At 61.8% G+C, this 23118-nt stretch carries 21 protein-coding genes; 12 read left to right on the forward strand and 9 right to left on the reverse strand.

The annotated features are described in order from the left end of the window. Positions 1-39 precede the first annotated feature (39 nt). Positions 40-723, reverse strand: a complete 684-nt coding sequence (locus KEC16_RS10435) for a response regulator transcription factor (RefSeq protein ID WP_211548574.1) — start codon at positions 721-723, stop codon at positions 40-42. Between the two features lie 84 nt (positions 724-807). After that, positions 808-2895, reverse strand: a complete 2088-nt coding sequence (locus KEC16_RS10440) for an ATP-binding protein (RefSeq protein ID WP_211548576.1) — start codon at positions 2893-2895, stop codon at positions 808-810. A gap of 109 nt (positions 2896-3004) precedes the next feature. On the opposite strand from KEC16_RS10440, the gene KEC16_RS10445 reads away from it, so the two are divergent. Further along, positions 3005-3682, forward strand: a complete 678-nt coding sequence (locus KEC16_RS10445; RefSeq protein WP_211548578.1) for a hypothetical protein — start codon at positions 3005-3007, stop codon at positions 3680-3682. On the opposite strand, the gene mepK is transcribed toward KEC16_RS10445, so the two are convergent. The 3 genes from mepK to KEC16_RS10460 all read right to left on the reverse strand — a co-directional run bounded on the left by mepK (position 3673) and on the right by KEC16_RS10460 (position 6475). After that, the gene (gene mepK, locus KEC16_RS10450) at positions 3673-4236 is read right to left on the reverse strand and encodes a peptidoglycan L,D-endopeptidase MepK (RefSeq protein WP_211548580.1); all 564 of its coding nucleotides are present in this window, start codon (positions 4234-4236) and stop codon (positions 3673-3675) included. The two genes, KEC16_RS10445 and mepK, sit on opposite strands and share 10 nt — an antisense overlap. 83 nt (positions 4237-4319) lie before the next feature. Beyond that, positions 4320-5921 (reverse strand): L,D-transpeptidase family protein, encoded by a 1602-nt coding sequence (locus KEC16_RS10455; RefSeq protein ID WP_211548582.1) that lies wholly within the window; start codon positions 5919-5921, stop codon positions 4320-4322. 134 nt (positions 5922-6055) lie between these two features. Then, entirely contained in the window at positions 6056-6475 is a 420-nt protein-coding gene (locus tag KEC16_RS10460) for a rhodanese-like domain-containing protein (RefSeq protein ID WP_211548584.1), read from the reverse strand. Positions 6476-6618: 143 nt separating this feature from the next. On the opposite strand from KEC16_RS10460, the gene KEC16_RS10465 reads away from it, so the two are divergent. The 6 genes from KEC16_RS10465 (at position 6619) to gor (ending at position 15300) form a co-directional block, all read left to right on the forward strand. Then, positions 6619-8685 carry a nitrite/sulfite reductase gene (locus KEC16_RS10465; RefSeq protein WP_211548586.1) on the forward strand — a complete coding sequence of 689 codons (2067 nt, stop codon included), beginning with the start codon at positions 6619-6621 and terminating at the stop codon, positions 8683-8685. After that, the gene (locus tag KEC16_RS10470; RefSeq protein WP_211548588.1) at positions 8682-9377 is read left to right on the forward strand and encodes a phosphoadenylyl-sulfate reductase; all 696 of its coding nucleotides are present in this window, start codon (positions 8682-8684) and stop codon (positions 9375-9377) included. The genes KEC16_RS10465 and KEC16_RS10470 overlap by 4 nt, the downstream gene beginning before the upstream one ends. Positions 9378-9390: 13 nt before the next feature. Further along, positions 9391-10191, forward strand: a complete 801-nt coding sequence (gene cysD, locus KEC16_RS10475; RefSeq protein ID WP_211548671.1) for a sulfate adenylyltransferase subunit CysD — start codon at positions 9391-9393, stop codon at positions 10189-10191. A gap of 18 nt (positions 10192-10209) precedes the next feature. Beyond that, positions 10210-12063 (forward strand): adenylyl-sulfate kinase, encoded by a 1854-nt coding sequence (gene cysC / locus KEC16_RS10480; protein ID WP_211548590.1) that lies wholly within the window; start codon positions 10210-10212, stop codon positions 12061-12063. A 161-nt stretch (positions 12064-12224) separates the two neighbouring features. Further along, complete coding sequence (locus KEC16_RS10485; RefSeq protein WP_211548592.1) at positions 12225-13889, forward strand: hybrid sensor histidine kinase/response regulator; 1665 nt, start codon at positions 12225-12227, stop codon at positions 13887-13889. Positions 13890-13920: 31 nt separating this feature from the next. Further along, a complete protein-coding gene (gene gor, locus KEC16_RS10490; protein WP_211548594.1) occupies positions 13921-15300 on the forward strand; it encodes a glutathione-disulfide reductase in 1380 nt (459 codons plus the stop codon). Positions 15301-15597: 297 nt separating this feature from the next. Here gor and KEC16_RS10495 read toward each other — a convergent pair whose 3' ends face one another. From KEC16_RS10495 to KEC16_RS10505, 3 genes are all read right to left on the reverse strand, one after another. Beyond that, positions 15598-15750 carry a hypothetical protein gene (locus KEC16_RS10495; RefSeq protein WP_211548596.1) on the reverse strand — a complete coding sequence of 51 codons (153 nt, stop codon included), beginning with the start codon at positions 15748-15750 and terminating at the stop codon, positions 15598-15600. Positions 15751-16234: 484 nt separating this feature from the next. Next, entirely contained in the window at positions 16235-16636 is a 402-nt protein-coding gene (irrA, locus tag KEC16_RS10500; protein ID WP_211548598.1) for an iron response transcriptional regulator IrrA, read from the reverse strand. A 20-nt stretch (positions 16637-16656) separates the two neighbouring features. Then, entirely contained in the window at positions 16657-17289 is a 633-nt protein-coding gene (locus tag KEC16_RS10505) for a hypothetical protein (protein WP_211548600.1), read from the reverse strand. A gap of 182 nt (positions 17290-17471) precedes the next feature. On the opposite strand from KEC16_RS10505, the gene KEC16_RS10510 reads away from it, so the two are divergent. Further along, the gene (locus KEC16_RS10510; RefSeq protein WP_211548602.1) at positions 17472-17897 is read left to right on the forward strand and encodes a bacteriohemerythrin; all 426 of its coding nucleotides are present in this window, start codon (positions 17472-17474) and stop codon (positions 17895-17897) included. 20 nt (positions 17898-17917) lie between these two features. Here KEC16_RS10510 and KEC16_RS10515 read toward each other — a convergent pair whose 3' ends face one another. Beyond that, positions 17918-18316 carry a hypothetical protein gene (locus tag KEC16_RS10515; protein WP_211548604.1) on the reverse strand — a complete coding sequence of 133 codons (399 nt, stop codon included), beginning with the start codon at positions 18314-18316 and terminating at the stop codon, positions 17918-17920. A 203-nt stretch (positions 18317-18519) separates the two neighbouring features. Between KEC16_RS10515 and KEC16_RS10520 the strand changes: the two genes are divergently transcribed. The 4 genes from KEC16_RS10520 (at position 18520) to KEC16_RS10535 (ending at position 23070) form a co-directional block, all read left to right on the forward strand. Next, on the forward strand, positions 18520-18969 hold the full coding sequence (locus KEC16_RS10520) for a c-type cytochrome (protein WP_211548606.1): 450 nt from the start codon (positions 18520-18522) through the stop codon (positions 18967-18969). A 15-nt stretch (positions 18970-18984) separates the two neighbouring features. Continuing rightward, positions 18985-20322, forward strand: a complete 1338-nt coding sequence (locus tag KEC16_RS10525) for a cbb3-type cytochrome c oxidase subunit I (protein ID WP_211548608.1) — start codon at positions 18985-18987, stop codon at positions 20320-20322. Positions 20323-20391: 69 nt separating this feature from the next. Next, complete coding sequence (locus KEC16_RS10530; protein ID WP_211548609.1) at positions 20392-21168, forward strand: CbbQ/NirQ/NorQ/GpvN family protein; 777 nt, start codon at positions 20392-20394, stop codon at positions 21166-21168. Positions 21169-21174: 6 nt separating this feature from the next. Beyond that, positions 21175-23070: a nitric oxide reductase activation protein NorD gene (locus KEC16_RS10535; RefSeq protein WP_211548611.1), complete on the forward strand. Its 1896-nt coding sequence runs from the start codon at positions 21175-21177 to the stop codon at positions 23068-23070. The last annotated feature ends 48 nt before the right edge of the window (positions 23071-23118 follow it).

The raw sequence follows: 23118 nt of genomic DNA on the forward strand, positions 1-23118 counted from the left end.
TCCGAAACGGCGGTTAAGGCAAGCGGTGTGTGCGTGGGGTCAGTTGGAAGCCAGATCCAACGGCGCCGCCCAGCCCGAAGACATGGCGATGCGAACCGCCTGCGCCCGGTTGGCGGCGCCAATCTTGCGGTAAACGTTGCGCAGATGCACCTTGATGGTGATTTCCTGCAATTCCAGAACGATGGCGATTTCCTTGTTGGTGCGGCCTTCCACCAGCAGCGCCAGGATTTCCGATTCGCGTCGCGACAATTTGTCGAAAGGGGCGGGGATTTCGCCGGTGCGGGTCGGGGTCGGCTGGCGCGGCATCATCGGCGCCTGCACCGGATCTTCGAAGAAAGTGGAGGAGGGCAGGTACTTTTCCCCCGACAGCACCAAGCGCAACGCGTTGACCATGGCGGCGCCGCTGACGGTTTTGGGAATGAACCCGGCGGCTCCGGCCTGGACGGCGGCGACCACGTGGTCACGGGTGGAAAATCCGGAAACGATGACCACCGGCACGTCCGGGCATTGCTTGCGCACGCTCTCCAGCCCCTTGAGGCCATCCATGCCCGGCATCATCAGGTCAAGCAAGATCAATCCCAAGGTGGGGGCGTTGCTTGCGGCGGCCAGAGCCTCGGACAGGTTCGAGGCGTCCAGAATTTCCGCCGAAGAATCGAGTTCGTGCAAAAAGGGCTTCAGCCCGTCACGCACAAGTTTGTGGTCATCTGCGACCAATATCTGCATATCACGCTCCTTCGCCCCGACCGACGGACCGGATTGATAGTACGAAAGCATAGAGGGACAAATCGCCATGAACAATGGCAACCATCACGATGGGGTAAATTCTTCATCACCGGGGGGTAACAAGAAGGTGGCGATGATCTCGCCCAGCTTGCCCAGGGCCACCGGCTTCTTCAAAACGGCGCAGCGGTCGTCTTGCAGATTTTCCGCCAGTCTTTCCGTCGCCCCCAGATGGCCGGTGACGATGACGATGGGTTGCAGCGGGTCATATTCGCGCAATTGTTCCACCAATTGTTCGCCGCCGCCCGAAGGCATGCGCAAATCGGTGATGACCACATCGGCGGGGTCGGCCTTGAAACGGGCCAGGGCTTCGGAGCCGCAACCGCACAAGGTGACCCGGTATCCCATTTCGGTCAGATAGCGGCCCAGCGTCTCCACTGCTGTCTTTTCGTCATCGACGACCATGATATGGGCATCAATGGGGCAGAGCTGCGGGCTTGGCGCGACGATCGTTTCCGGCTCGGCCGTATCGTCGGTGGGCAGGGAAATGACGAAGCAGGCGCCTTTGGCGCTGCTTTCCAGCTCCAGTCGCCCGCCCATGGCATTGATGATGCCGAAACTGACCGATAATCCCAATCCGGTGCCGCGACCGGCTTCCTTGGTGGTGAAAAACGGCTCGAAGATGCGGGCGCGGACGGCGGCGGGCACGCCTGGACCATTGTCGGTCACCCGGATGATCAGCCGGTCGGCGGTGCGGCGGCCGGTGACCGTGATTTCGGCCGGCCAACCATTGCCTTCGCGCTCGCGCTTTTCCTTCAGCGCATGATGGGCGTTGGACAGCAGGTTCATCACCACTTGCTCAAGTTGGACGCGCCGTCCGCGGACCGGAATGGCGTTGCCGGGCAGGTGGGTGATCAAGGTGATTTCGTCGGGGCGCAACTGGCCTTCCAGGACAGCCATGGCCGATTTGGTCGCCGCCACGGCATCGAAAACCTGAACCGGAGAATTGTCGCGGCGCGAGAAAATACGGATGTCGTCGATGATCTCGGCCGTGCGTTGCGATTGTTCGGCCACCAACTGGAATTGTTGCGCCTGCCATTCCGGGGTGGCCTTGCCGCGTTCAATGAACAGCAAAGCCCCTTCGGCGGTCAGCCGGATGATGTTCAGCGGCTGTGACAATTCATGCACCAGCCCGGCGGCCATTTCCCCCAAGGTGGCCAGCTTGGCCGTCTGCACCAGCTGTTCTTGCACCTCAAGCCGATCGGAAACGTCGCGGATCACCAACAGGCGGGCCGGTCGACCATGAAAGGTGATGGTGGTGCCGACCACTTCGGCATCAAAGACGCTGCCGTCCAAGCGGATCATCTTGTGTTCGGCCCGGACTTTGCCCGGCGGCGGCTGGGCAAAGCGCTGGACGATGTCCGGTTGTTCTGCTGCGGGGATCAGGGTCAGGATGGAATTGCCGATCAGTTCCGGCAGGCCGGCGCCAAAGACCTGATTTGCCGCCGGATTGGCAAACATCACCTCACCCATGGAATGGACCAAGATGGCGTCCGGAGTCAGTTCGATCAGCGAACGGTAGCGTTCCTCGCTTTCGGCCAATTCGCGCACGGCCCGATCATGTTCGACGCGCATGCGCAGCGTGCCGATGCCATAGCTGAGATTCCGGGCCAAATCCTCCAGCAGGCGGACGATGTCGGCATCGAAGGCATCGGGTTCTCCGGCATAGATGACCAAGGCGCCGATGCGCTCGGCGACCTGAGACAAGGGCAAGGCGATGCACGAGCGGAAACCGTGCTTCTTGATCACATCGCGCCAGGGGGCGAAGCGGGAATCGGTTTGGGTGTCGGCGGTGATCTGGGTGAGGCCGGTGCGGATAGCGCTGCCGATCGGGCCTTGACCCAAGCAATCTTCCCCCCAAGAGACCTTGATCTCGTCAAGATAGCTGGCCCCCCTGCCAGACACCGCCACCGGCAGGATTGACCGATCGTCGTCGGATTGGGCATAGCCAACCCAGGCGAGCTTGAAACCGGCCACCTCGACGGCAATGCGACAGATGTGTTCCAACAAGGTGGTTTCGTCGGTCGCTCTGAGCAATGCCTCGGTCGAGCGGGTCAGGGTGGTGACGGCGCGGTCGATCTGGCGCAATTGATCGGCGACGGAATGAGCGATCATTGAGGCGGAGGGCCTTTCCCTGTCGGCAGGTTGGAGTTACATGCTAGCCTGAGGCGTGACGGGGCGATAGGGTTTCCTAGGATTAAGCCCCAGGCAAAAAGGGTGTGGCATGCGGATCGGGTCCTACTTCGTCGGATTAGTCTTGAATGTGGTGATGGTCCTGCCAAGCATGGCGGCGGAACGGGCCATGGACCTGCTGGACCCGGCGGTTTCATTCACGGCCGACTTTCAGGTCAGTGGCGATAAGGGGAATTATCACGGCACGGTGTGGCATGCGCCGGGACGGGAACGCCGTGATTTCGGCACCAAGGACGGTGGCCAGGCTGTCATCTTGCGCCGCGATAGCGACAGCGCCTATTTGCTCAAGCCCAGCGGTCATTGGTATGTGGGACTGGGCTTTGCCGCCGTCGCCACTCTGGCCGGTGGTCTGGATAGCTTGACCGTCGAGCGCAGCCGGGTCGGCACCGACACCGTCGCCGGTCTCAAGGCGACACGCTTCAAGGTCAGCGGCTCTGGCCCCAAGGGCAGCCGTTTCGACGGCCATGCCTGGTTCTCGGCCGAAGGGATTATGTTGAAGGCGGCCGGTACCCTCAGCAGCGGCGACGGCCGCAGGTCCGAGGTGGAGACGACATTGTCAAATGTCAGGATCGGCCGGGTCGAGGAACGGATGTTTGAATTGCCGGCCGGTTGGTTCGGCATGGACCTGCGCTCGGTGCCGCCGGAACGGCTTGCGCTGGCGCTTGAATCGCTGCGTCCCTTGCTCGAAGGCCGCGGCGCTCACCAATAGCGAATGCGGCCGGTATCGACGTGGACGAATTTTGAGTTCAGGTAGGTGCCGACGCCGCCGCCGCGAAGCGACTTGGCCGCCCGGCCAACGGTGCGGATGGTAGTGCCGGGAATGCGGATATCCACCGCCTTGCCGCTCATGTGCAGGCTGCCTTGGGCGACGCCATCGGTGGCGGCGGCCAGCAGGGCGTTGGTGGCGGGCGAGCGATAGCCGGAAATGATATGGATGGCCCCCTTCGAGCCGAGGCGGCGATGGGTGGCGGCGATCAGGTCCAAAAGGCGCGGATCCATGGGATGGTCATCGTCGGAACGGTGGTCGCGCAGCAAGTGGCTGACTTGGGCCAACGATTTGGCGATGTAACGGCCATCGGCCCAATAGACCGTCTTCAGCCATTCACCGGTATGGATATTGTAAAGATTGAGGGCGCGTTCCGGCATGGCGCGAACCGCCGCCTCGAGGGGCGAGGTCAAGGTCATCGTCGCGGCGGCACCGATGCCGGCGCCAAGAAAGAGGCGGCGCGACAAGGTGCGGTCGCCAGTGTGATCCTGGTTCATACGGTATTCCCCTGATGACGGGGAGAGTCATACCATCGCCGGGGGGGATGGAGTCAACCCGCAATGAAAGGCGTAACGCACAGCTATCTTTTGGCGGGTTCTTGGCTGACTTGGGGCTGTTGCGGGTGCTGTCGCCGCTTCAGCGCGGTCTTGAGCCGGGCATCGTGACCGTAGAGATCCTCGCGGAAATGCACGGTGCCATCCTCGTCGGCCCAGGCGGTCATGTACATCAGATAGACGGTCAGCGGCTTATCCAGCTTGAGGGTGCGGGTGGTGTCGTCCTTGACCCATTCCTCCAGCTTGTCGCTCTGCGTCGGCACCAGCATCTTGGCCAACTCGACCGGGCGTTCCAGCCGCACGCAGCCATGGGACAGGGCGCGGAAGATATGGCCGAAATACTGGCGCTTGGGGGTGTCATGCAGATAGATGTCGTCGCCATTGTCCAAGTTGAACTTGACCTGTCCCAACGCATTGTCGGCGCCGGGTTTTTGGCGCAGGCGATAGGGGAATTTGGAATAGCGCGACCAGTCGATGCCCAGTCCTTGCGCCTTTTCGAAATCCGTATCGAAGGCGTCAAGGATGCGCATGTTGTTGCTGGCCAGATAGCTGGGATCCTTGCGCAGTTTGGGCAGGATTTCCCTGGTCGCGATCGAGGGCGGGACCGTCCAGGTCGGGTTGATGACCACCGAGGTCATGGTCGTGGCCATGGTCGGCGTCTGGTGTGAGACATCGCCAACCACCACCCGCATGGCCATGTCGATATGGCCGTCGCGCACCAGCTCGAAATGGGCGGCAGGCAGGTTGACGGCGATATGGGTGCCGTCCAGCCGTCGCGGCATCCAGCGCCAGCGTTCCAGATTGGCGGCAACCTGGCGCAGCCGTTCCTCGGCGCTGACGTTGAGCGCGGCCAGCGTCTGCTTGCCGATGGCGCCATCGGGGTCGATGCCGTGGCGGGCTTGGAAGCGTTTGATCGCTTCGACCAGCGGCGCGTCCAGGGTCTTGCCCTGAGCCTGATTGGCAGCCAGCTCGCCGGTCATCATCAGGCGCTTACGCACAGCCGGCAGGCGGGCATCTTCCATTCCCGGCTTGATCGAGGCGCCGTCGGCGATGGCGGTCCAACCGCCGGCTTCGGTCAGTTTTTCGTAAAGGGACAGCGCCACTTTCAGCCGGTGATAGCCGGCATAGGCAGGCTGTACCGGAATCAGGGTGGCGAACAGGTCGCGGCCGGCGGCCAGGTCGCGCAGCACGGTGGCACTGTCGATCTTGGCGCGGATTTCCGTTCCCATGCCGCCCACTTGCCGCGACGGCGTAACCCGGCCGATGGACAGGTCGCGGGCAAAACGGGCCAGGGTTTCCGAAATCAGCAGGTCGCGGTCGTCGGCGCCGGCGGCTTCGGGAACCGTATAGGATTGCGCCCGCAATCCCTCGGTCGGGGCGATGGCGCGAATCTGATCAAGCAGATGCTCGCCCCGTTGTCTGGAATTGCCATCCCATGCCGGCTTGAAGGCGCGTTCACTATAGAACTCGCGGATCAAGTCGGCTTCCAGCGGATGCTCGCCGATCTGGATGACGGCGCTGTCTTCGGCCAGCCGCGAGGCGATGGATGTCGCCCAGGCGGCCGGACAGAACGGCACGGGCAACAAAACCAGAGCCGCGACGACATAGAGCGGACGAACAAAGGACACGGTTTTCTACCTGGACAGGATTCTATCTGGCATTGGATATCATCCCTGTAGCCGGGGAAGTCAACTTTTGTCGCGACACCATGGTGATGGTGCCGCGACACTGCGTCCGTTGTGCAACACTATTGATTGGGGGGTCAGCCTTGCAGCCAGGGCAGGGCTTGCGCCTTCCAGCCGGCTTGATCGCCGCGATGGCGGCTATCGTCCAGCGGCCCCTCGAAGCCGTCGCTGATATTCCAGCATTGGCTATAGCCCAGGCTGGTCATCAGTTCGGCGGCGGCCTTGGAGCGGACCCCCGAACGGCACAAGAACAGTAACGGCGTGTCCTTGTCGATGCCCTGAGCGGCCAGTTGTTGGGCGAAAGCCTCGTTGCGGGCCATGGTCGGGAACACCTGCCAGGACACCAAAACAGGCTGTTTTTCCAGCGCCGACAGGTCGGGCAGGCCGACATATTGCCATTCAGCCTGGGTGCGAACATCGATCAAGCGAGCCTCGGGATCGGATTGCAGTTTATCCCAGGTATCGCGGGGCGAGATATCGCCGGCATAAGAGCTCATGGCTTTCCTTTCTACATATAGTCTAGTGGTAAATGGGATTAATATACACAAAAAACTGTTGTTTTGTAGATTGTGTCGTGATATTTCGTAAATCACAGTATGACATACACCTTCAAGGGTGTGAATAAGAAAGGGTGCCTGCAATGTTGGATGCCATCCACGTCGATCCGGTTTTGGCCGAGCCTTTGGTGCGCGACAGCGACCTGGCGGAGTATCGTCGCGGCTTGGAGCGCCACCGGCTGGGCGAATGGGACGGCGAACGCTTTACCGCTTTCCGTTTGCGCTTTGGCGTCTATGGGCAAAAGCAGCCGGGGGTGCAGATGGTTCGCATCAAGATCCCCGGCGGCCGGCTGTCGCCGTCCTGGCTGCGCACCATCGGCGCCGCCAATCGTCGTTTCGCCCAAGGTGACGCCCATCTGACCACCCGCCAGGATGTGCAGATTTATTCGGTGCCGCTGGACCAAAGCGCTGAATTGCTGGAATTGCTCTACGGCAACGGCATCACCACCCGCGAGGCGTGCGGCAACACCATCCGCAATTTGACCGCTTGCGCCCTGGCCGGCGCCTGCCCGCGTGAGCTGGTCGATGCCGGCAAGGTCGCCGATCAATTGGCGCGGGCGTGGATCCGCCATCCGTTAGTGCAGAACATGCCGCGCAAACTGAAATTCTCGGTGTCTGGCTGCGCCACCGATTGCGGCCATTCCACCATCCACGATCTTGGGCTGATCGCGGTGGAAAAGGACGGGGCCAAGGGCTTTCGCATTGTCGCCGGCGGCGGGCTGGGCTCGTTGCCGCGCCCGGCGGTGGAGGTGCTGCCTTTCGTCGCCGAGACCGATCTGCCGGCGGTGATCGAGGCCTTGGCCCGTCTGCATCAACGTTATTCCGATCGCCGTAACCGCAATGCGTCGCGGGTCAAATTCGTGGTCAAGCGTTTCGGCGAGGAAAAGTTCCGCACTTTGTTCGTTGAGGAATTCGACCGTGTCCGCGCCTTGCCGCAGCGTCCCTGGGTTGGGCTGGAATGGCGCGACGCTTTGGAAGCCCCGGTTTCCCGCGCTCCGGTCGGTTTGATCACCGCCCATGACGGCAGCGTCGCGCTGTCGGTGTTGGTGCCCCTGGGGATCTTGTCGTCGGATCAGTTGGACCGTTTGGCGGAGATCGCCGAACAGGCCGGCGTTTCCGATCTGCGGGCAACGCGGGAGCAAAATCTGGTGTTCCTGGGCGTCGCCGCCGATAAGGTGGATGCTCTGGTTGCCGGCGTGCGCGCCATCGGCTTGCAGGTTCCTGCTTCGGCCGAGGACGCGCCCAGCGTGATTTCCTGCCCCGGCACCACCACCTGCCGCATCGGCATCACCAATTCGCAGAATTTCGCCCGTCAGGCTTTTGCCTCGGCCCAATTGGACCCGTTGGCCAAGGGGATCAGCGTCCATGTTTCCGGGTGCCAGAATTCCTGCGGCCTGCATCATATCGCCGATTTCGGTCTGCACGGCGCTGCCAAAAAGGTCGATGGCCGCTCGGCTCCGCATTACCAACTCCATATCGGCGGCGAGGCCAATAGCGGTGCGATCGGCCTGTCGGGTCCGACCATTCCGGCCAAGTTGGCCGATCAGGCCCTGAGCTTGCTGCGCCAAGCCCTGGCCGCCGGCCGCCAGCCCGGCGAAAGCGTGCGCGGTTGGGCCGAACGTCTGGGCAAGGACGGTATCGAGGCGATCCTGGCGCCGCTGGACATGGCGCAGGCCGATGGGCTGTTCGTCGATTGGGGCGATGCGGTGGATTTTCCCGGCGCGCCGCAGGCAAAGGGCGAGTGCGCCGCTCCCTTCGCCATGGATCTGTGCTACGCTGATCTGGCCGACGATGCGCTGATCGCCGCCGATCGCAACCTGATCGTCGGCCAGTCCGAGCAAGCCCGCGCCGAAGCCAGCCAAGCCTTAGTCTTTGCCTTGCGGCGGCTGCTGCATGCCCGTGGCGTTACCAGCGAAGACGGTGTGGCGTTGGAAGCCGTCGAGTCGCAGGTGGCTCAAACTTGGGGGGATGTTGCCGCGGTGGTGGAAGCCTTGGTGGCGGTGCGGGTGGCGGGTGGACAAACCGCCGACCTTTATCGCGAAGCGGTGGCCTATCTTCTCGACACCGTGACCGAGGCGGTCACTGCGCCGCCGCCGCCGGTGGTGGCCGAAATCGGCGACATCACTGCCCTGTTGGGAGCCGCGCAATGAACTCCGTCGATTACAGCGCCACCTATGGGCATCTGTCGGGAGCTGAACTTATCACGGTCATGACCCGCCAGGTGTTTCCCGGCCGCATCGCCGTGACCTCGTCGTTCGGAGCCGAATCGGCGGTATTGCTGGATCTGGTGGCCCAGGTCGATCCCTCGGTGCCGGTGATCTTCCTTGACACCGGTGAATTATTCGACGAGACGCTGGAATATCGCTATCGGCTGGAGCGCCAGTTGGGCCTGACCGATGTGCGAGTGGTTCGTCCGGCCTCCGAGGATTTAGCCGAAGCCGAGGATTTGTGGCGCACCGATCACGACCGTTGTTGCCACCTGCGCAAGGTGCTGCCGCTGGCGCGGGCGGTGGAAGGCTTCGACGCCCTGATCGACGGCCGCAAGCAGGCCCACGGTTTCGAGCGCGAAGCCTTATCGACGGTCGCGTTTGCCGGCGGCGTGGTCAAGGTCAGCCCATTGGCCAATTGGGACGAGGACGCGGTGCGCAAGACCTTTGTCGCCCGTCGGCTGCCCAGCCATCCATTGGTGGAGCAGGGCTATCGCTCCATCGGCTGCTGGCCGTGCACGCGGCCGACCAAGCCGGGCGAATCCGCCCGTGCCGGGCGTTGGGCCGGCAGCGCCAAGACTGAATGCGGAATCCATACCTCTCTTGTCCTTGGCCGCGATGGCGCCGGGATCTGACGGAAAGAAGATGATGAACGACCTCGATCAACTGGAAGCGCAATCCATCTACATCCTGCGCGAAGCCTTCAACCGCCTGGACAAGATCGCCATGCTGTGGTCCATCGGCAAGGACAGCAACGTCATGCTGTGGCTGGCCCGCAAGGCGTTTTTCGGTCATGTGCCGTTTCCGGTGCTGCATGTGGATACCAGCTACAAGATTCCCGAAATGATCGAGTTCCGCGATCGCGTCGCCACGGAATGGAATCTGCCGCTGATCATCGGTCAGAACAAGGCCGCCCTGGCGGCGGGCATGAGCCCCGAGCAAGGCCGCGTCACCTGCTGTTCGGCCTTGAAGACCGAAGGCTTGAAGGCGTTGTTGGCCGAGCACGGCTATACCGGCGTCATCGCCGGCATCCGCCGCGACGAGGAAGGGACTCGGGCCAAGGAACGGGTGTTTTCTCCCCGCAACGACACCAACGAATGGGACGTGCGCGACCAGCCGCCGGAATTCTGGGACCAGTTCAAGACCGATTTCGCCCCCGGCACCCATCTGCGCATCCATCCGCTGCTGGCCTGGACCGAATTGGACGTGTGGCGTTACATCGCCCGCGAAGGCATCCCGGTGGTCGATCTGTACTTCGCCAAGAATGGCCGGCGCTATCGCAGCTTGGGCTGCGCCCCGTGCACCGGTTCCATCGCCTCGACCGCGTCCACTGTGGACGAGATCGTCGAGGAACTGGAGACCACCAAGACGTCCGAACGCGCCGGCCGCGCCCAGGACCGTGAATCCGAAGATGCCTTCGAGCGGCTGCGCGCCGCCGGCTACATGTAAGCAAGGGACGCCCTGATCATGTCCAACACTTCCCCGCTGAAAATCGTTGTCGTCGGTCACGTCGATCACGGCAAATCCACCCTGGTCGGCCGCGTGCTGCACGAAACCGGCGCGCTTCCCGAAGGCAAGGTCGAATACCTGAAAGAAGTTTGCGACAAGCGCGGCATGCCGTTCGAATGGGCATTCGTCATGGACGCGCTTCAGGCCGAACGCGATCAAGGCATCACCATCGACACCTCGCAATTGCGCTTCCACACCGGCAACCGGCCGGTGCTGATCATCGACGCCCCCGGTCACAAGGAATTCCTGAAGAACATGATCACCGGCGCCGCCTCGGCCGAGGCGGCATTGTTGGTCATCGACGCCGACGAAGGGGTGCAGGAACAATCGCGCCGCCATGGCTATCTGCTGCATCTTCTGGGCCTGACCCAGATCGCGGTGGCCGTCAACAAGATGGATCTGGTCGAGTGGTCGGAAAGCCGTTTCCACGAAGTCGAAGCCGAAATCCGCGCCTATCTGGGCGGCATCGGCGTGATCCCGACCCATGTGGTGCCGGTGTCGGCCCGTGGCGGCGATAATATCGCCACCGCCTCGACAAAGTCGCCCTGGTATCAGGGGCCATCGGTGATCGGCGCGCTTGATGGTTTTTCCGCCGCCGCCTCGGTCACCGATCTGGGCCTGCGTCTGCCGGTGCAAGATGTCTATAAATTCGATCATCGCCGCATCATCGCCGGCCGCATCGAAAGCGGCCGGATCAAGGTCGGCGACCGATTGGTGTTCTCGCCCTCGGGCAAATCGGCGCGCATCGCCTCGATCGAAGGTTGGGCGGGCAGCGACATCAGCGTGGTGACCGCCCATGCCGGCCAGTCGGTGGGCGTCACCCTGGACGAGCCGATTTTCGTCGAACGCGGCCAAGTCGCCCATCTGGCCGAAGGCGCCCCCGCCTTGGCCCATGAAATCCGCGCCCGCGTATTCTGGTTGGGCCGCGATCCGCTGGCTTTGGGTGACCGCTTAAAGTTAAAGCTGGCCACCGCTGAATATCATGTCGAGGTCGCCGCCATCGAGCGGGTCATCGACGTCGAGGATTTGGGCAGCCATCAAGGCGCCCAGGTCGGCCGCAATGCCGTGGCCGAAGTGGTGCTGCGCTCACGTGGGGCGATGGCTTTCGACAGCTTTGGCGACAATGCCCGGCTGGGTCGTTTCGTTCTGGTTCATGGTTATGACATTGTCGGCGGCGGTATCATCGCCCAGGCGCTGGACAACCGGAACATCTTCCAGGTTGACCATCAGGTGACCACCGAATCCCGTGCCCGTGCCAATGGCCACAAGGGCGGGGTGCTGTGGCTGACCGGTCTGTCGGGGGCCGGCAAGTCGACCATTGCCATGGAACTGGAAAAGCGTCTGTTCCAAAAGGGCTGGCAGATCAATGTGCTGGACGGCGACAATGTCCGTCACGGGTTGTGCTCGGATCTGGGCTTCTCGCACGAAGACCGTACCGAGAATATCCGCCGGGTGGGCGAGGCGGCGCATCTGTTCGCCCGCGCCGGGATGCTGGTGATCACGGCATTCATCAGCCCCTATCGCGCCGATCGCGACCGGGTGCGGTCCATTGATCCCCAGGCGTTTCACGAAATCCACATCGCCACCGATCTGGAAGAATGCGAACGCCGCGATCCCAAGGGGCTGTACCGCAAGGCACGCAAGGGCGAGATCGCCGATTTCACCGGCATTTCCGCCCCCTACGAGGCTCCGGAAAATCCAGAATTGGCGCTTAATACCGACGGCAAATCGGTAGAGGAAACGGTGTCGGAACTGGTCGCCTATGTGGAAGCCGAATTCGGCCGCAATGCGGTTGAATCCCGCAGCGCTTAATCAATAAGGATGAGGTCTGGGTTAAAGTATTGGGGCGAAGCATACCTTCGCCCCCCTTGTTCTTATCCTCTTGCGACCTCACACTGATTGAAAGGTAATACCAATAAAAATTGCGGGGAGATGGCGTGGGGACAAACCGGCTCCGGATTAAATCGACAATCATGGTCGGGCCATTCCGCCGCCGCGCGGTCGTCTCGCGGCTGCGCTCGCGCATCAGCGAATTGGAACTGGCGCAAAAGGAAGCCAATTCCGCCCGCGATGCCCTGATGGCCACCACCAAGGCGTTGCGCGAAAGCGAGGAGCGTTACGCCCTTGCCATGCGCGGCCCCAATGAAGGGTTGTGGGATTGGAACCCGATCAGCAAGGAATTGTACCTGTCGGCCCGACTGCTGGCGATCTTGGGTTTTTCCGGCGAAACCGTGCGCACCAATTCGCATGAATGGCTGAAGATGGTGCATCCCGATGACCGCGGTTATTACCAAGAGACCTTGATCCGTTACCTCAAGGGCGGCAGCGATTACTTTGAAAGCGAATACCGGGTGCGGGACCGCAATGGCGAGTACCGCTGGATTTTATCGCGCGGATTGGCGGTGCGCGATGAGCAAGGCATCGCCACCCGCATGGTCGGATCGTTGGGGGACATCACTGACCGCAAACGGCGCGAAGCGATCTTGCGCGCCAGCGAATCCCGTTTCCGCTCGCTGGTCGAGGTCGCCGCCAGCATCATCGTCGTCGTCGGCGGTGATGGCCGGGTGCAGGAATTCAACCGCGAGGCCGAGCGCATGTTCGGCCTGACCGCCGCTGTCGCCATCGGCAAGTTGTGGGGGGAGATCTTGGGGCGCGATCATGTGGGCGCCGATGGGGGGGTGTTCGACCAATGGCTTGCCCATGTGCGCGAAGGACAGGAAATCCGCGACCACGAAACCGTTTTGGGGCAATACATCATTTCGTGGAACCTGGCGCCGCTGGATAGCGACGATGACGGCGTCGTCATCGTCGGCCAGGACATCACCGACCGCCGACGGGCGGAAACGGCGTTGCGTCAGGCCAACGACCTGCTGGAATATCGCGTTGCCGCCCGCACCGAGGAAGCCGAATCGGCGCGGCGGCAGGCCGAGGCCGCCAATCACTACAAAAGCGAGTTCCTGGCCAATATGAGCCACGAATTGCGCACCCCCCTTAACGCCATCATCGGCTTTTCCGACGCCATGCGGTTGGAAGTGATGGGGAAGATGGAAAATCCGCTTTATAAGGAATACGTCCAAGCCATCTGGGAATCCGGCACTCATTTATTGTCCATCATCAACGAGGTGTTGGACCTGTCCAAGGTCGAGGCCGGTCATTTCGACCTGACGCCCGAATGGTTGCCGCTGGTGCCGCTGGCCGAACAGGTGATCCGGTTGATGGCGGAAAAAGCCATGCGCCATCGTCTGGATCTGCGCTTGCACACGGAATGCGACCCCGGCCAGGCCTTGGTTGACCCCTTGCGCTTCAAGCAGGTGCTTTTCAATCTGTTGGCCAATTCCGTCAAGTTCACCCCGGCTGGCGGTCATGTCATCTTGGCCCTGGGCCGAGATGGCCTGGGGGTATGGATCAAGGTCACCGATTCCGGTATCGGCATGCACGCCAAGGATATCGACCGGGTGCTGGAACCTTATGTGCAGGTCGAGTGCGACCTTAGCCGCCAGTTCGCCGGAACCGGTCTGGGATTGCCGCTGGCCAAGCGCTTCATCGAATTGCATGGCGGCACCCTGACCTTGGACAGCCAGCCGGGGCAGGGCACCACGGTGACCATCCGGCTTTCTTCTCCGCCCTTGGATTGCTAGTCTGTGGGCGCAGCAGTCAAGGAGTGTTCCCATGTCCGGTTTTGATTTCGACCTTGTCACCATCGGCGCCGGTTCCGGCGGCGTGCGCGCTTCGCGCATGGCCGCGCGGTTGGGCAAAAGGGTGGCGGTGGCCGAGGAAAGCCGGGTCGGCGGCACCTGCGTCATGCGCGGTTGCGTGCCGAAAAAGCTGCTGGTCATGGGCGCTCATATGGCCGAGGAAATCGAGGACGCCGCCGGCTTTGGCTGGGATATCGGCGATGTTTCGTTCGATTGGGGCCGTCTGGTCAGCGCCAAGAACGCCGAATTGAACCGGTTGGAAGGCGTCTATCACCGCCTTTTGCGCGATTCCGGCGTCACCGTGCTGGAAGGGCGCGGCACCGTCATTGATGCCCATACCATCGCCGCCGGCGGGAAACCTTATTCGGCCGAACACATCCTGATCGCCACCGGCGGCCGGCCATCCTTGCCCAATATCCCCGGCATCGAACATGCCATCACCTCGAACGAGGCGTTGGACCTGCTGCAATTGCCCAAATCCATCGCCATCGTCGGCGGCGGCTATATCGCGGTGGAATTCGCCGGCATCTTCAATGCGCTGGGGGTGGCGGTGACGCAAATCCTGCGCGGCGAGGCGACCTTGCGTGGCTTCGATCAAGATATCCGCGCCGCCTTGGACGAGGCTTTGGTCGCCAAGGGCGTCGATCTGCGTTGCGATACTCGGGTTCTGTCCATTGAAAAGGTCGCCGGCGGTTACGATCTGCGGCTGTCGGGCGACGAATCGTTGCGTGTCGATCTGGTCATGTACGCTACCGGCCGCGCCCCCAATACCGCCGGTCTGGGGCTGGTGGAAGCCGGGGTGCGGCTGGACGCCAACGGCGCCGTGGTGGTGGACGAATATTCGCGCAGCTCGGCGCCATCCATCTATGCCATCGGCGACGTCACCGACCGCATGAACCTGACCCCGGTGGCCATCGCCGAGGCCATGGCCCTGGTCAGCAGCCTCTATCTCGGCGCCCCGCGCACGGTCGATTACGACAACGTCCCCACCGCCGTCTTCTCCATGCCGACCATCTCCACCGTCGGCCTGACCGAGGAACAGGCCCGCGCCAAGCTGGGCTGCGCCATCGACGTCTATGTGTCGCGCTTCAAGCCGATGAAGAACACCCTGTCCGGCCGCGACGAACGTTCGCTGATGAAGATGATCGTCGATCGCGCCACCGACAAGGTCCTGGGCATCCACGTGCTTGGCCCCGACGCCGCCGAAATGGTCCAAGGCTTCGCCGTGGCGCTGAAATGCGGCGCCACCAAGGCCCAAATCGACGCCACCATCGGCATCCACCCGACGGCGGCGGAAGAACTGGTGACCATGCGCGACAAACGCCCCGACCCCAGCCCGGAATGCCAGGAATAAGGAGATGGGCGCGGGAATGGTGTTCCGGCTTATTGCCGGCCGCTCCGCTGAAGGTAGTTCAGTTGTCCGCTTTGCGCCCAAAGGGGGCGTTCTCGGATCTAATCGTGGTGCCCGAATGCGGACATAGCGGCATCCAAAATTGATGCCGGGAGTTTGTTATGGCATCCACTGAATTGCGGCACTGAGATCACCGCTTCAATGAAAAAACAAATATCATGTGAACAATCGGTCAAGCAGCGCCCTTGCGCTGCTTCAGTTCGTCGTTGCATGTATTTATGGCGGCAAGGGAGATGTCTATCAGTTCATCCGCAAGCGTAAGCATTGGCACAGGCGGGCGATCCGGCGGTGAAGCTGGTCGATGGCGGGTGAGGACATGGCAGCGAGAGTCAAGCCGGTCATGTCGACGGCGTCGATCACCGATCGTGGATTGGAATTCCCCAACGCTGGCATGTCGGCTCTTCCAGATCGCTGTCATTGGGGGGAGATGGCAATTGCGCAGCAGCTTGTGCCCCTCGGCGATGCGGGCCAGCAGGTATTTTCCTCCATGGATAGGCCCATGGACTGGGCGACCGTGTTGGCGCGGTCGAAGGCGAGGCCGCTGTCTTTGAAGCTGAGGGGGGGGATTTCCTCACTGACACGGGAAATATGGCCTTTGTCGCAAGCTTTTGCCGACCCGTCACGGGGGATTGGTGGGCTGTGGCAACGGATGCGGATGCAGTCGCAATCCAGCGAGGGTGGATTGGGCAAAAGTCGCAAGCCCCCTGCGCGAGGCGACCCGATACCCGCAGAATTTCACGACTTATGAATCCAGCAGAAAAAAAGAGGCGAGGGAGAAGCTACTGTGACAGCCGCCCGGCGCCGATCAGGCGCCACCCTCGTCCACTACGTCGAACACCTCAAGCGGATCACTTGCGCCTGATCGGACAAGACAGCGTCAGGAGGCGCGGCGCAACCGGACGATAACGTCGATTCCGGCGACTTCCATCCCTTCGGGCGCATCCGGCAAGCCGAGAACCTGGGGCTGGCACCCCGGGATGTCTTCGATGCGGCCGGTGGCTTCGTGGTAGAAATGGTGGTGTTCGGCGGTGTTGGTGCAAAACCAGCTGCGCTCGCCCATGGGAACCCGCTTGACCAGACCGGCGGCGGCGAATTCGTTCAAGGTGTTGTAGACGGTGGCCAGCGACAAGCGCATGCCCTGGGAAAGCGCTTCCTGGTGCAGGCTATCGGGGGTCAGGTGGCGGCTGCCGCCATCCTCGATCAGTCGGCCGATGGTAAGGCGCTGGCGGGTGGGGCGGATTTCGACGCTTCTTAGCGTCGCTTCGTCGATGCGCAGCACGTCTTATTCTCCAAATAACCTTAATTTGAGATGCAGTTTAGGCGCAATCCATGAGCGGAACAACCATCTCCTCGGGTAGAATCGCGGGTATCGTTCATCTCACGCATCCGTTGCAACAATTCAAGGTCTCGGCGCAGGGTCTCGGTGTGATGGGTGCTCCACATGCGGCCAAAGCAGCCGGGGGCGTGACAATCGGCGCACGAATCGGGCCGGCGGTCCAATTCCTCTTGGTGGGCGGCGATCAGATCGGTCAGATGCAGGCGGCGTTCGTCGGCGGCGGCAAGATCGAGGAAGGCCAGTTTCAGCCGGGTCCCCACCTGCCCCAGCGGGGTGGTCGGCCGCTCGATCGGCAAGGCCAGCATCATGGCCAGAATGCCGCTCCCCTGGGGGGTGATGGTGAACAGGTTGTAATTGCCGTCATGGCAAAAGCTGAGATGTCGCGCCCGCGCCATTTCATCCAGGCAATCGCAGACCAGTTGCGCCGACGGCGACCATTGTCCGGCGGCGATGGTGTCGATGCAGGCGCAGATTGCCGCCGCCGTCGTGGCGCCACGGCTGGCGCTGCCCAACGCCGCCAGCCAAATAAAATCACCCGGCCCCATGGGACGGCTGGAGCCGGTGAAGGTAAAGGCAGTGACGCGGGAATGGCTCATGACGGCCTCTCATTATGCAAATGAAAATCATTCGCAAAATAAAGCGCGGGCGGCGCCCCTGTCAACCCGGAATATGGGTAAAAAACAGCACAAATGCTGTGTATTAAACCGTTGCTGTTGCACCGCCCACTGCCGTACCGTCAGTTCAATCATAAATAATACGGTTTCGCGGGGAGCGTCCGATGCCCATCGCCGGACATACGTCATTGAGCACGGGAGTACGCGAGATCGATCGCGGCACCGAGGGCTTGTGCTATGTCATGGGGCGGTTGTTCGAGCCGCTGGTGGAATGTCGCCGCCAGCATGGCCGTTGCGACCGCACCGAATGCACGCGTCTTACCGCCTTGCTGAAATACATGGGGCGGAATTTCGCCCTGCAGGAACAGCTCATGGTCGAAGCCGGCTATCCGCATGAAGATCATCATCGGCGGGATCATTGGCGCATCATCGAGCAATTGCGCCATATGCGCGCCGCCAATGTCTGTGCCGATATCGATCGCGTGGTGGTGTCCGAAGTGGTGGCGCGCTGGATGTTGGAACATTCCCATGAATGCGACCGCCGTCTGGGCAATTGGGCCTTGACGCGACGGGTGCGCGATCCCAGCTGACAGCGCATCCTTGATTTTTCCTAACTCAAGGCGATGACGCAGATCAGCCCGCCGACCAGCCAAAGCGGCAGGGGCGCCGCCAGCACGGGAAAATACCAGCCGCATTCGCGAAAGGTCAGGCGATCGACCAGCGAGGCGGGGGTGATGGTGATGCCGCCAGCCGGATTGACCCAACGGTAATGGGTGGTGCGCAGGCGGCGCAGCAGATCAATCCCGCCGATCACTCCGGGGCCGATATTGGCGGCATCGCATGCCGGTTGCCAGCCGATGGTCTCGGCCATGGCTCCCAGGCCCAGGACCACCGCCAGATAAAGCAGAGCCAAGGGCAGCCAGCGAGGAATGCCGAACCCTATTGGTCCAAGCATCAGCGGGATCACGCTGTCGTCGTCGCCGATTCTGATTTTCGCAGGCTTGGTCATGCCGACATTCTTCCCGGATCGCCGGCGTTTGTCCCGTTCTTTCACCACCAGCTTGACCAATGTTAAAGCTGCCGCCTTGTCGGTCTCATAGGTTGGTCCCGACGTGGGGTGTGCGCCCCGCGTGTGAGTTCAGGGTGCGACCATCGGCGGGGGGAGTTCCGCGATGGGTTGTGTGAAAACCCTCGAGACCCTTAGGAGCGACCATGTCCGAGACACTGACGAAAGCCGCTGCCCGCAATATTTTCTATGGCGGGACGGCCTTTTTCTTCGCGGTGTTCGTTGCCTTGACCGTGCATAGCGTCACCAAGGCCAACGCCATCGCCGCAGCCAATCCGATCACCCCAGGGGTGGCGGCTGGCAAGCATGTGTGGGAAAAACATTCCTGCGTCAATTGCCACACCATTATGGGTGAAGGCGCTTATTTCGCCCCGGAACTGGGCAATGTCTGGATTCGCTTTGGCGGTCGGGAAGATCCCGATGGCGCCCGCGAAACGCTTAAGGCATGGATGAAAAGCCAACCGTCCGGCGTCGAAGGCCGCCGGCAGATGCCGCAATTCAACCTGAGCGAAAGCGAGTTGGACAGCCTGGCCGACTTCTTCAAGTGGACCAGCGAAGTCGACACCCAGAACTGGCCGCCCAAGGTCAGCGGCTAACCGGGAGGTGACATCATGAAATATCAATCGCAAAAGGTGGCGCTGTATTATTTCGCCGGCGCCTTGGCCTTGTTCGTCGCCCAGGTGCTGTTCGGCACCTTACTCGGCACTGTGGTGGTCGCGCCCAATTTCCTGGCCGATCTGGTTCCCTTCAACATCTTGCGCATGATCCACACCAACGCCTTGATCGTTTGGCTGTTGATGGGATTTTTCGGTTGCGCCTATTACCTTATTCCAGAAGAGGCGGAAACCGAGCTGCACAGCCCTAAGCTGGCGGTGATCCAATTCTGGCTGTTCCTGTTCGGGGCCGCCGCCGCCGTGGTCGGTTATCTGTTCAAGATTCACGAAGGCCGTGAATTTTTGGAACAGCCCCTGTGGATCAAGCTGGCCATTGTCGTCGTCGCCTTGATGTTCTTGTACAACGTCACCATGACGGTGTTGAAGGGCCGCAAGACCGCCATCACCAACATCTTGTTGTTGGGGTTGTGGGGCATCGCCATCTTCTTCCTGTTCTCGCTCTATAACCCGAATAATCTGGTTCTCGACAAGATGTTCTGGTGGTGGGTCGTGCATCTGTGGGTGGAAGGCGTGTGGGAATTGGTCATGGCCTCGGTGCTGGCCTTCCTGATGATCAAGCTGACCGGCGTCGATCGTGAAATCGTCGAAAAGTGGCTGTACGTCATCGTCGCCATGGCCTTGTTCTCGGGGATCTTGGGCACGGGGCACCATTATTACTGGATCGGCACCCCGGCCTATTGGCAGTGGATCGGTTCCGTCTTCTCGACCCTGGAAGTCCTGCCGTTCTTCGCCATGGTGGTGTTCACCTTCTACATGGTGTGGAAAGGGGGGCGCAGCCATCCCAACAAGGCGGCGCTGCTGTGGGCCTTGGGCTGTTCGGCTTTCGCCTTCTTCGGCGCCGGTGTGTGGGGTTTCTTGCACACGCTTGCTCCCATCAACTATTACACCCACGGCACCCAGGTTACCGCCGCCCATGGTCATCTGGCCTTCTACGGCGCCTATGTCATGCTGAACATCGCCATGTTCACCTATGCCATGCCGTTGATCCTGAAGCGTGAGCCCTATAACCAATTGCTCAATATGTGGGGCTTTTGGATCACTTCGGGCGCGGTGTCGTTCATGACCTTTGCCCTGACCTTCGCCGGTGTGGTGCAAACCCATCTGCAACGCGTCATGGGCATGAGCTTCATGGATGTTCAGGACCAGTTGCAGTTGTTCTACCAGTTCCGTCTTGGCGCCGGTCTGTTCACTCTGCTGGGTGTGCTGCTGATCGTCTGGTCGCTGGTGGTTCCGGGCAAGGCCAAGCAGGCCGCCGGCTATCAAGCCGCCGAGTAAGCTTTTAGCCTCGTCAAAGGGGGTGGCCGCCGCATCGTCGGCCACCCCTGTTTTTTTGGAGTTGCGGTGATGGATATCCCGTTTTATCTGCCGGTGGGCAATGAATGCACCGTGTTCGAGCTGGCTTTCCGCCACAAGTTGCCCTTGTTGTTGAAGGGGCCGACCGGCTGCGGCAAGACCCGTTTCGTTGCTCATATGGCGGCGAAACTGCAAAAGAGCCTGCATACGGTATCGTGCCATGACGACCTGACCGCCGCCGATTTGACCGGGCGTTATCTGCTGAAGGGCGGCGACACGGTGTGGACCGATGGACCGCTGACCAATGCCGTGCGTCATGGCGGCATCTGCTATCTGGACGAAGTGGTGGAAGCGCGCAAGGACGTCACCGTGGTGCTGCATCCGCTGACCGATGACCGCCGATTGTTGCCGCTTGACCGCACCGGTGAATTGCTGGAAGCCCCCGATGATTTCATGCTGGTGGTGTCCTATAACCCCGGCTACCAGAATGTGTTGAAGCAGTTAAAGCCATCGACCCGGCAACGTTTTGTCGCCATCGAGTTCGACTTTCCGCCGGCGGAGGTGGAATGCGCGGTGGTGGTCGAGGAAACCGGCCTGGATGCCGACCGGGTGGGCCAATTGGTGCGTCTGGCCGGGCGCTTGCGGGCGATGAAGGGCCACGATCTGGAAGAAGGGGTTTCCACCCGTCTGCTGGTCTATTGCGCCACCTTGATCAAGGCCGGCCTCGGCCTGCGCGAAGCGGTGCAAGCGGCGATGATCGAGCCGTTGACCGATGATCTGGATGTGAAAAAGGGGCTGGACGAAGTGGTTCTGGCGGTCTTCGGATAACCGGCCATGTCCGTTCTGCAAGGCCTGGAACTGGAAGAAAAAGTCGGCCGCCTGTGGCATCGGCTGGTGGGGGAAAAGCATTCCTGGCCCCGCTATCCCGAAGCTGGCGTCCCGCTTGATCACGTGCGCGGTCAATTGGCGGTGTTCTTTCGCGGTCTGGGCGGCGATGGCGGCATCAGCATCACCTCGTCCAGTCTGAAGACTTCGACCCACCGGCTAAGCTGGAAACAGCGTGTCGGCATGGATGACGAGCGTCTGGCGGTGTCCAGCCGCGACGAGGTGTCGCTGTCGCTGCCCGATTGCATCGAATTTTTCGCGGACCCGGAACTGAACCGCGCCTTGTATTTCTGGCTGGCGGCGTTCTTCGCCGTGCTGCCGCCGGCTGCGGCGACTGAGACCGACCCGTTGGCCGCCGACCTGGCTTTTCTGAGCCGTGCGGCCGAGGCCTCGGCTGTGGTTCTGGCGCAATTCCCCGGTTTGCGGCCCCGCCATGCCGCCTTGTGCGCCGCCTTGCTGGCGGCGCGGCCGCTGCGCCGGTTGAATGGGGTCGAGGCCGAGGTCGAGGCTTTGGTCGTCGCCATGCTGCGCGGCCAGCCTTTGCCGGTCTGGCCGGCCCTTGCCGCCGCCGCCGGCTATAAGCCGTTCCTGCCGGTGCCGCTATGGGGCGAGGCGCTGCATCGTCCGCCGGAAGCCCGGCCCGAGGATGCCGAGGATTCCCAGCCCGGCGGCAAAAAAGAGGAACAAGATGATCAGAACAAGCGGCGTCGGGCCGAACGCAAACGGCAAGATAACGCCGACCGCAAGGACCCGCTGATCCTTAATCGCTTCGAGAAGATTCTGGCCTTTGCCGACATGGTCAACGTCAATCGCGGCGCCGATGACCCGGACGAGGAAGAGGCCAAGAAAGCCGCCGACGAGATGGATAAGATCACCATCTCCAGCCACGGCAAGAAGGCGGCGACCAAGCTGAAATTCGACCTTGACCTGCCACCCGAGGCCACCGACGTCACTCGCCTGACCGGCACCCATCTATACCCGGAATGGGATCATCGCGCCGCTTGCTACCACAAGGATCATTGCCAGGTGCATGTGGGAGTGGCGGCCGATGACAGCGATGATGTCTGGCGGCCCGATGCCCAGGCCAAGCGCCGGATCCGTCAGGTCAAACGCCAGTTCGAGGCGCTGCGGACCAAGGCCCAGGTTTTACGGGCCCAGGTCGATGGCGGCGAGTTGGACATGGAGGCGCTGGTCCGCGCCCGCTCGGATTTGATCGCCTCGGGTCAAGGCTCGGATCGGGTTTACATGCAGCGCCGGCCGATGGAGCGGGACCTCGCCGTCGCCGTGCTGGTCGATGCCAGCTTGTCCACCGATGCCTGGATCGAGAACCGCCGGGTGCTGGACGTGGAAAAGGAAGCTTTGGCGGTGTTCAGTCACGGTCTGGCCGCCTGTGACGACAGCTTCGCCATCCATACCTTTACCTCGCGCAAACGCGGCTGGGTCAAAATCGACACGATCAAGGATTTTGACGAGGAATTCGGGGATCGGGTCATGCGCCGCATCGGCGCCATCAAGCCGGGCTATTACACCCGCATCGGGACAGCGATCCGCCATGTCACCGCCGAATTGGATAAACGGCCCAACCGGCATCGCTTGCTGTTGGTCATCACCGACGGCAAACCCAACGACATCGATCATTACGAAGGTCGTTACGGCATCGAGGACACCGCAAAAGCCATCCACGAGGCCAGGGCCAAGGGCATGGCGGTATTCGGCGTCACCATTGACAAGAAGGCCCAGGCCTATTTCCCCCGCCTGTTCGGACGCGGCTCCTACGCCATTGTCCACCATCTGGCCCAATTGACGGCGGCTTTGCCGCGGATTTACCGGCATCTGGTCGGGTAGGACACGATTTCGTGATTTTGCCGGCTGCCTCAGACAGACGTTTCTGTC

Source organism: Magnetospirillum sulfuroxidans (assembly GCF_018224925.1).
Lineage (GTDB): Bacteria > Pseudomonadota > Alphaproteobacteria > Rhodospirillales > Magnetospirillaceae > Magnetospirillum > Magnetospirillum sulfuroxidans.

What these genes read in the sequence shown, in the direction of transcription:
- KEC16_RS10435 (WP_211548574.1), bottom strand. Translation starts at nt 723, where the DNA reads ATGCAGATATTGGTCGCAGATGACCACAAACTTGTGCGTGACGGGCTG.
- KEC16_RS10440 (WP_211548576.1), bottom strand. Translation starts at nt 2,895, where the DNA reads ATGATCGCTCATTCCGTCGCCGATCAATTGCGCCAGATCGACCGCGCC.
- KEC16_RS10445 (WP_211548578.1), top strand. Translation starts at nt 3,005, where the DNA reads ATGCGGATCGGGTCCTACTTCGTCGGATTAGTCTTGAATGTGGTGATG.
- mepK (WP_211548580.1), bottom strand. Translation starts at nt 4,236, where the DNA reads ATGAACCAGGATCACACTGGCGACCGCACCTTGTCGCGCCGCCTCTTT.
- KEC16_RS10460 (WP_211548584.1), bottom strand. Translation starts at nt 6,475, where the DNA reads ATGAGCTCTTATGCCGGCGATATCTCGCCCCGCGATACCTGGGATAAA.
- KEC16_RS10465 (WP_211548586.1), top strand. Translation starts at nt 6,619, where the DNA reads ATGTTGGATGCCATCCACGTCGATCCGGTTTTGGCCGAGCCTTTGGTG.
- KEC16_RS10470 (WP_211548588.1), top strand. Translation starts at nt 8,682, where the DNA reads ATGAACTCCGTCGATTACAGCGCCACCTATGGGCATCTGTCGGGAGCT.
- cysD (WP_211548671.1), top strand. Translation starts at nt 9,391, where the DNA reads ATGAACGACCTCGATCAACTGGAAGCGCAATCCATCTACATCCTGCGC.
- cysC (WP_211548590.1), top strand. Translation starts at nt 10,210, where the DNA reads ATGTCCAACACTTCCCCGCTGAAAATCGTTGTCGTCGGTCACGTCGAT.
- KEC16_RS10485 (WP_211548592.1), top strand. Translation starts at nt 12,225, where the DNA reads ATGGTCGGGCCATTCCGCCGCCGCGCGGTCGTCTCGCGGCTGCGCTCG.
- gor (WP_211548594.1), top strand. Translation starts at nt 13,921, where the DNA reads ATGTCCGGTTTTGATTTCGACCTTGTCACCATCGGCGCCGGTTCCGGC.
- KEC16_RS10495 (WP_211548596.1), bottom strand. Translation starts at nt 15,750, where the DNA reads ATGCCAGCGTTGGGGAATTCCAATCCACGATCGGTGATCGACGCCGTC.
- KEC16_RS10505 (WP_211548600.1), bottom strand. Translation starts at nt 17,289, where the DNA reads ATGAGCCATTCCCGCGTCACTGCCTTTACCTTCACCGGCTCCAGCCGT.
- KEC16_RS10510 (WP_211548602.1), top strand. Translation starts at nt 17,472, where the DNA reads ATGCCCATCGCCGGACATACGTCATTGAGCACGGGAGTACGCGAGATC.
- KEC16_RS10515 (WP_211548604.1), bottom strand. Translation starts at nt 18,316, where the DNA reads ATGACCAAGCCTGCGAAAATCAGAATCGGCGACGACGACAGCGTGATC.
- KEC16_RS10520 (WP_211548606.1), top strand. Translation starts at nt 18,520, where the DNA reads ATGTCCGAGACACTGACGAAAGCCGCTGCCCGCAATATTTTCTATGGC.
- KEC16_RS10525 (WP_211548608.1), top strand. Translation starts at nt 18,985, where the DNA reads ATGAAATATCAATCGCAAAAGGTGGCGCTGTATTATTTCGCCGGCGCC.
- KEC16_RS10530 (WP_211548609.1), top strand. Translation starts at nt 20,392, where the DNA reads ATGGATATCCCGTTTTATCTGCCGGTGGGCAATGAATGCACCGTGTTC.
- KEC16_RS10535 (WP_211548611.1), top strand. Translation starts at nt 21,175, where the DNA reads ATGTCCGTTCTGCAAGGCCTGGAACTGGAAGAAAAAGTCGGCCGCCTG.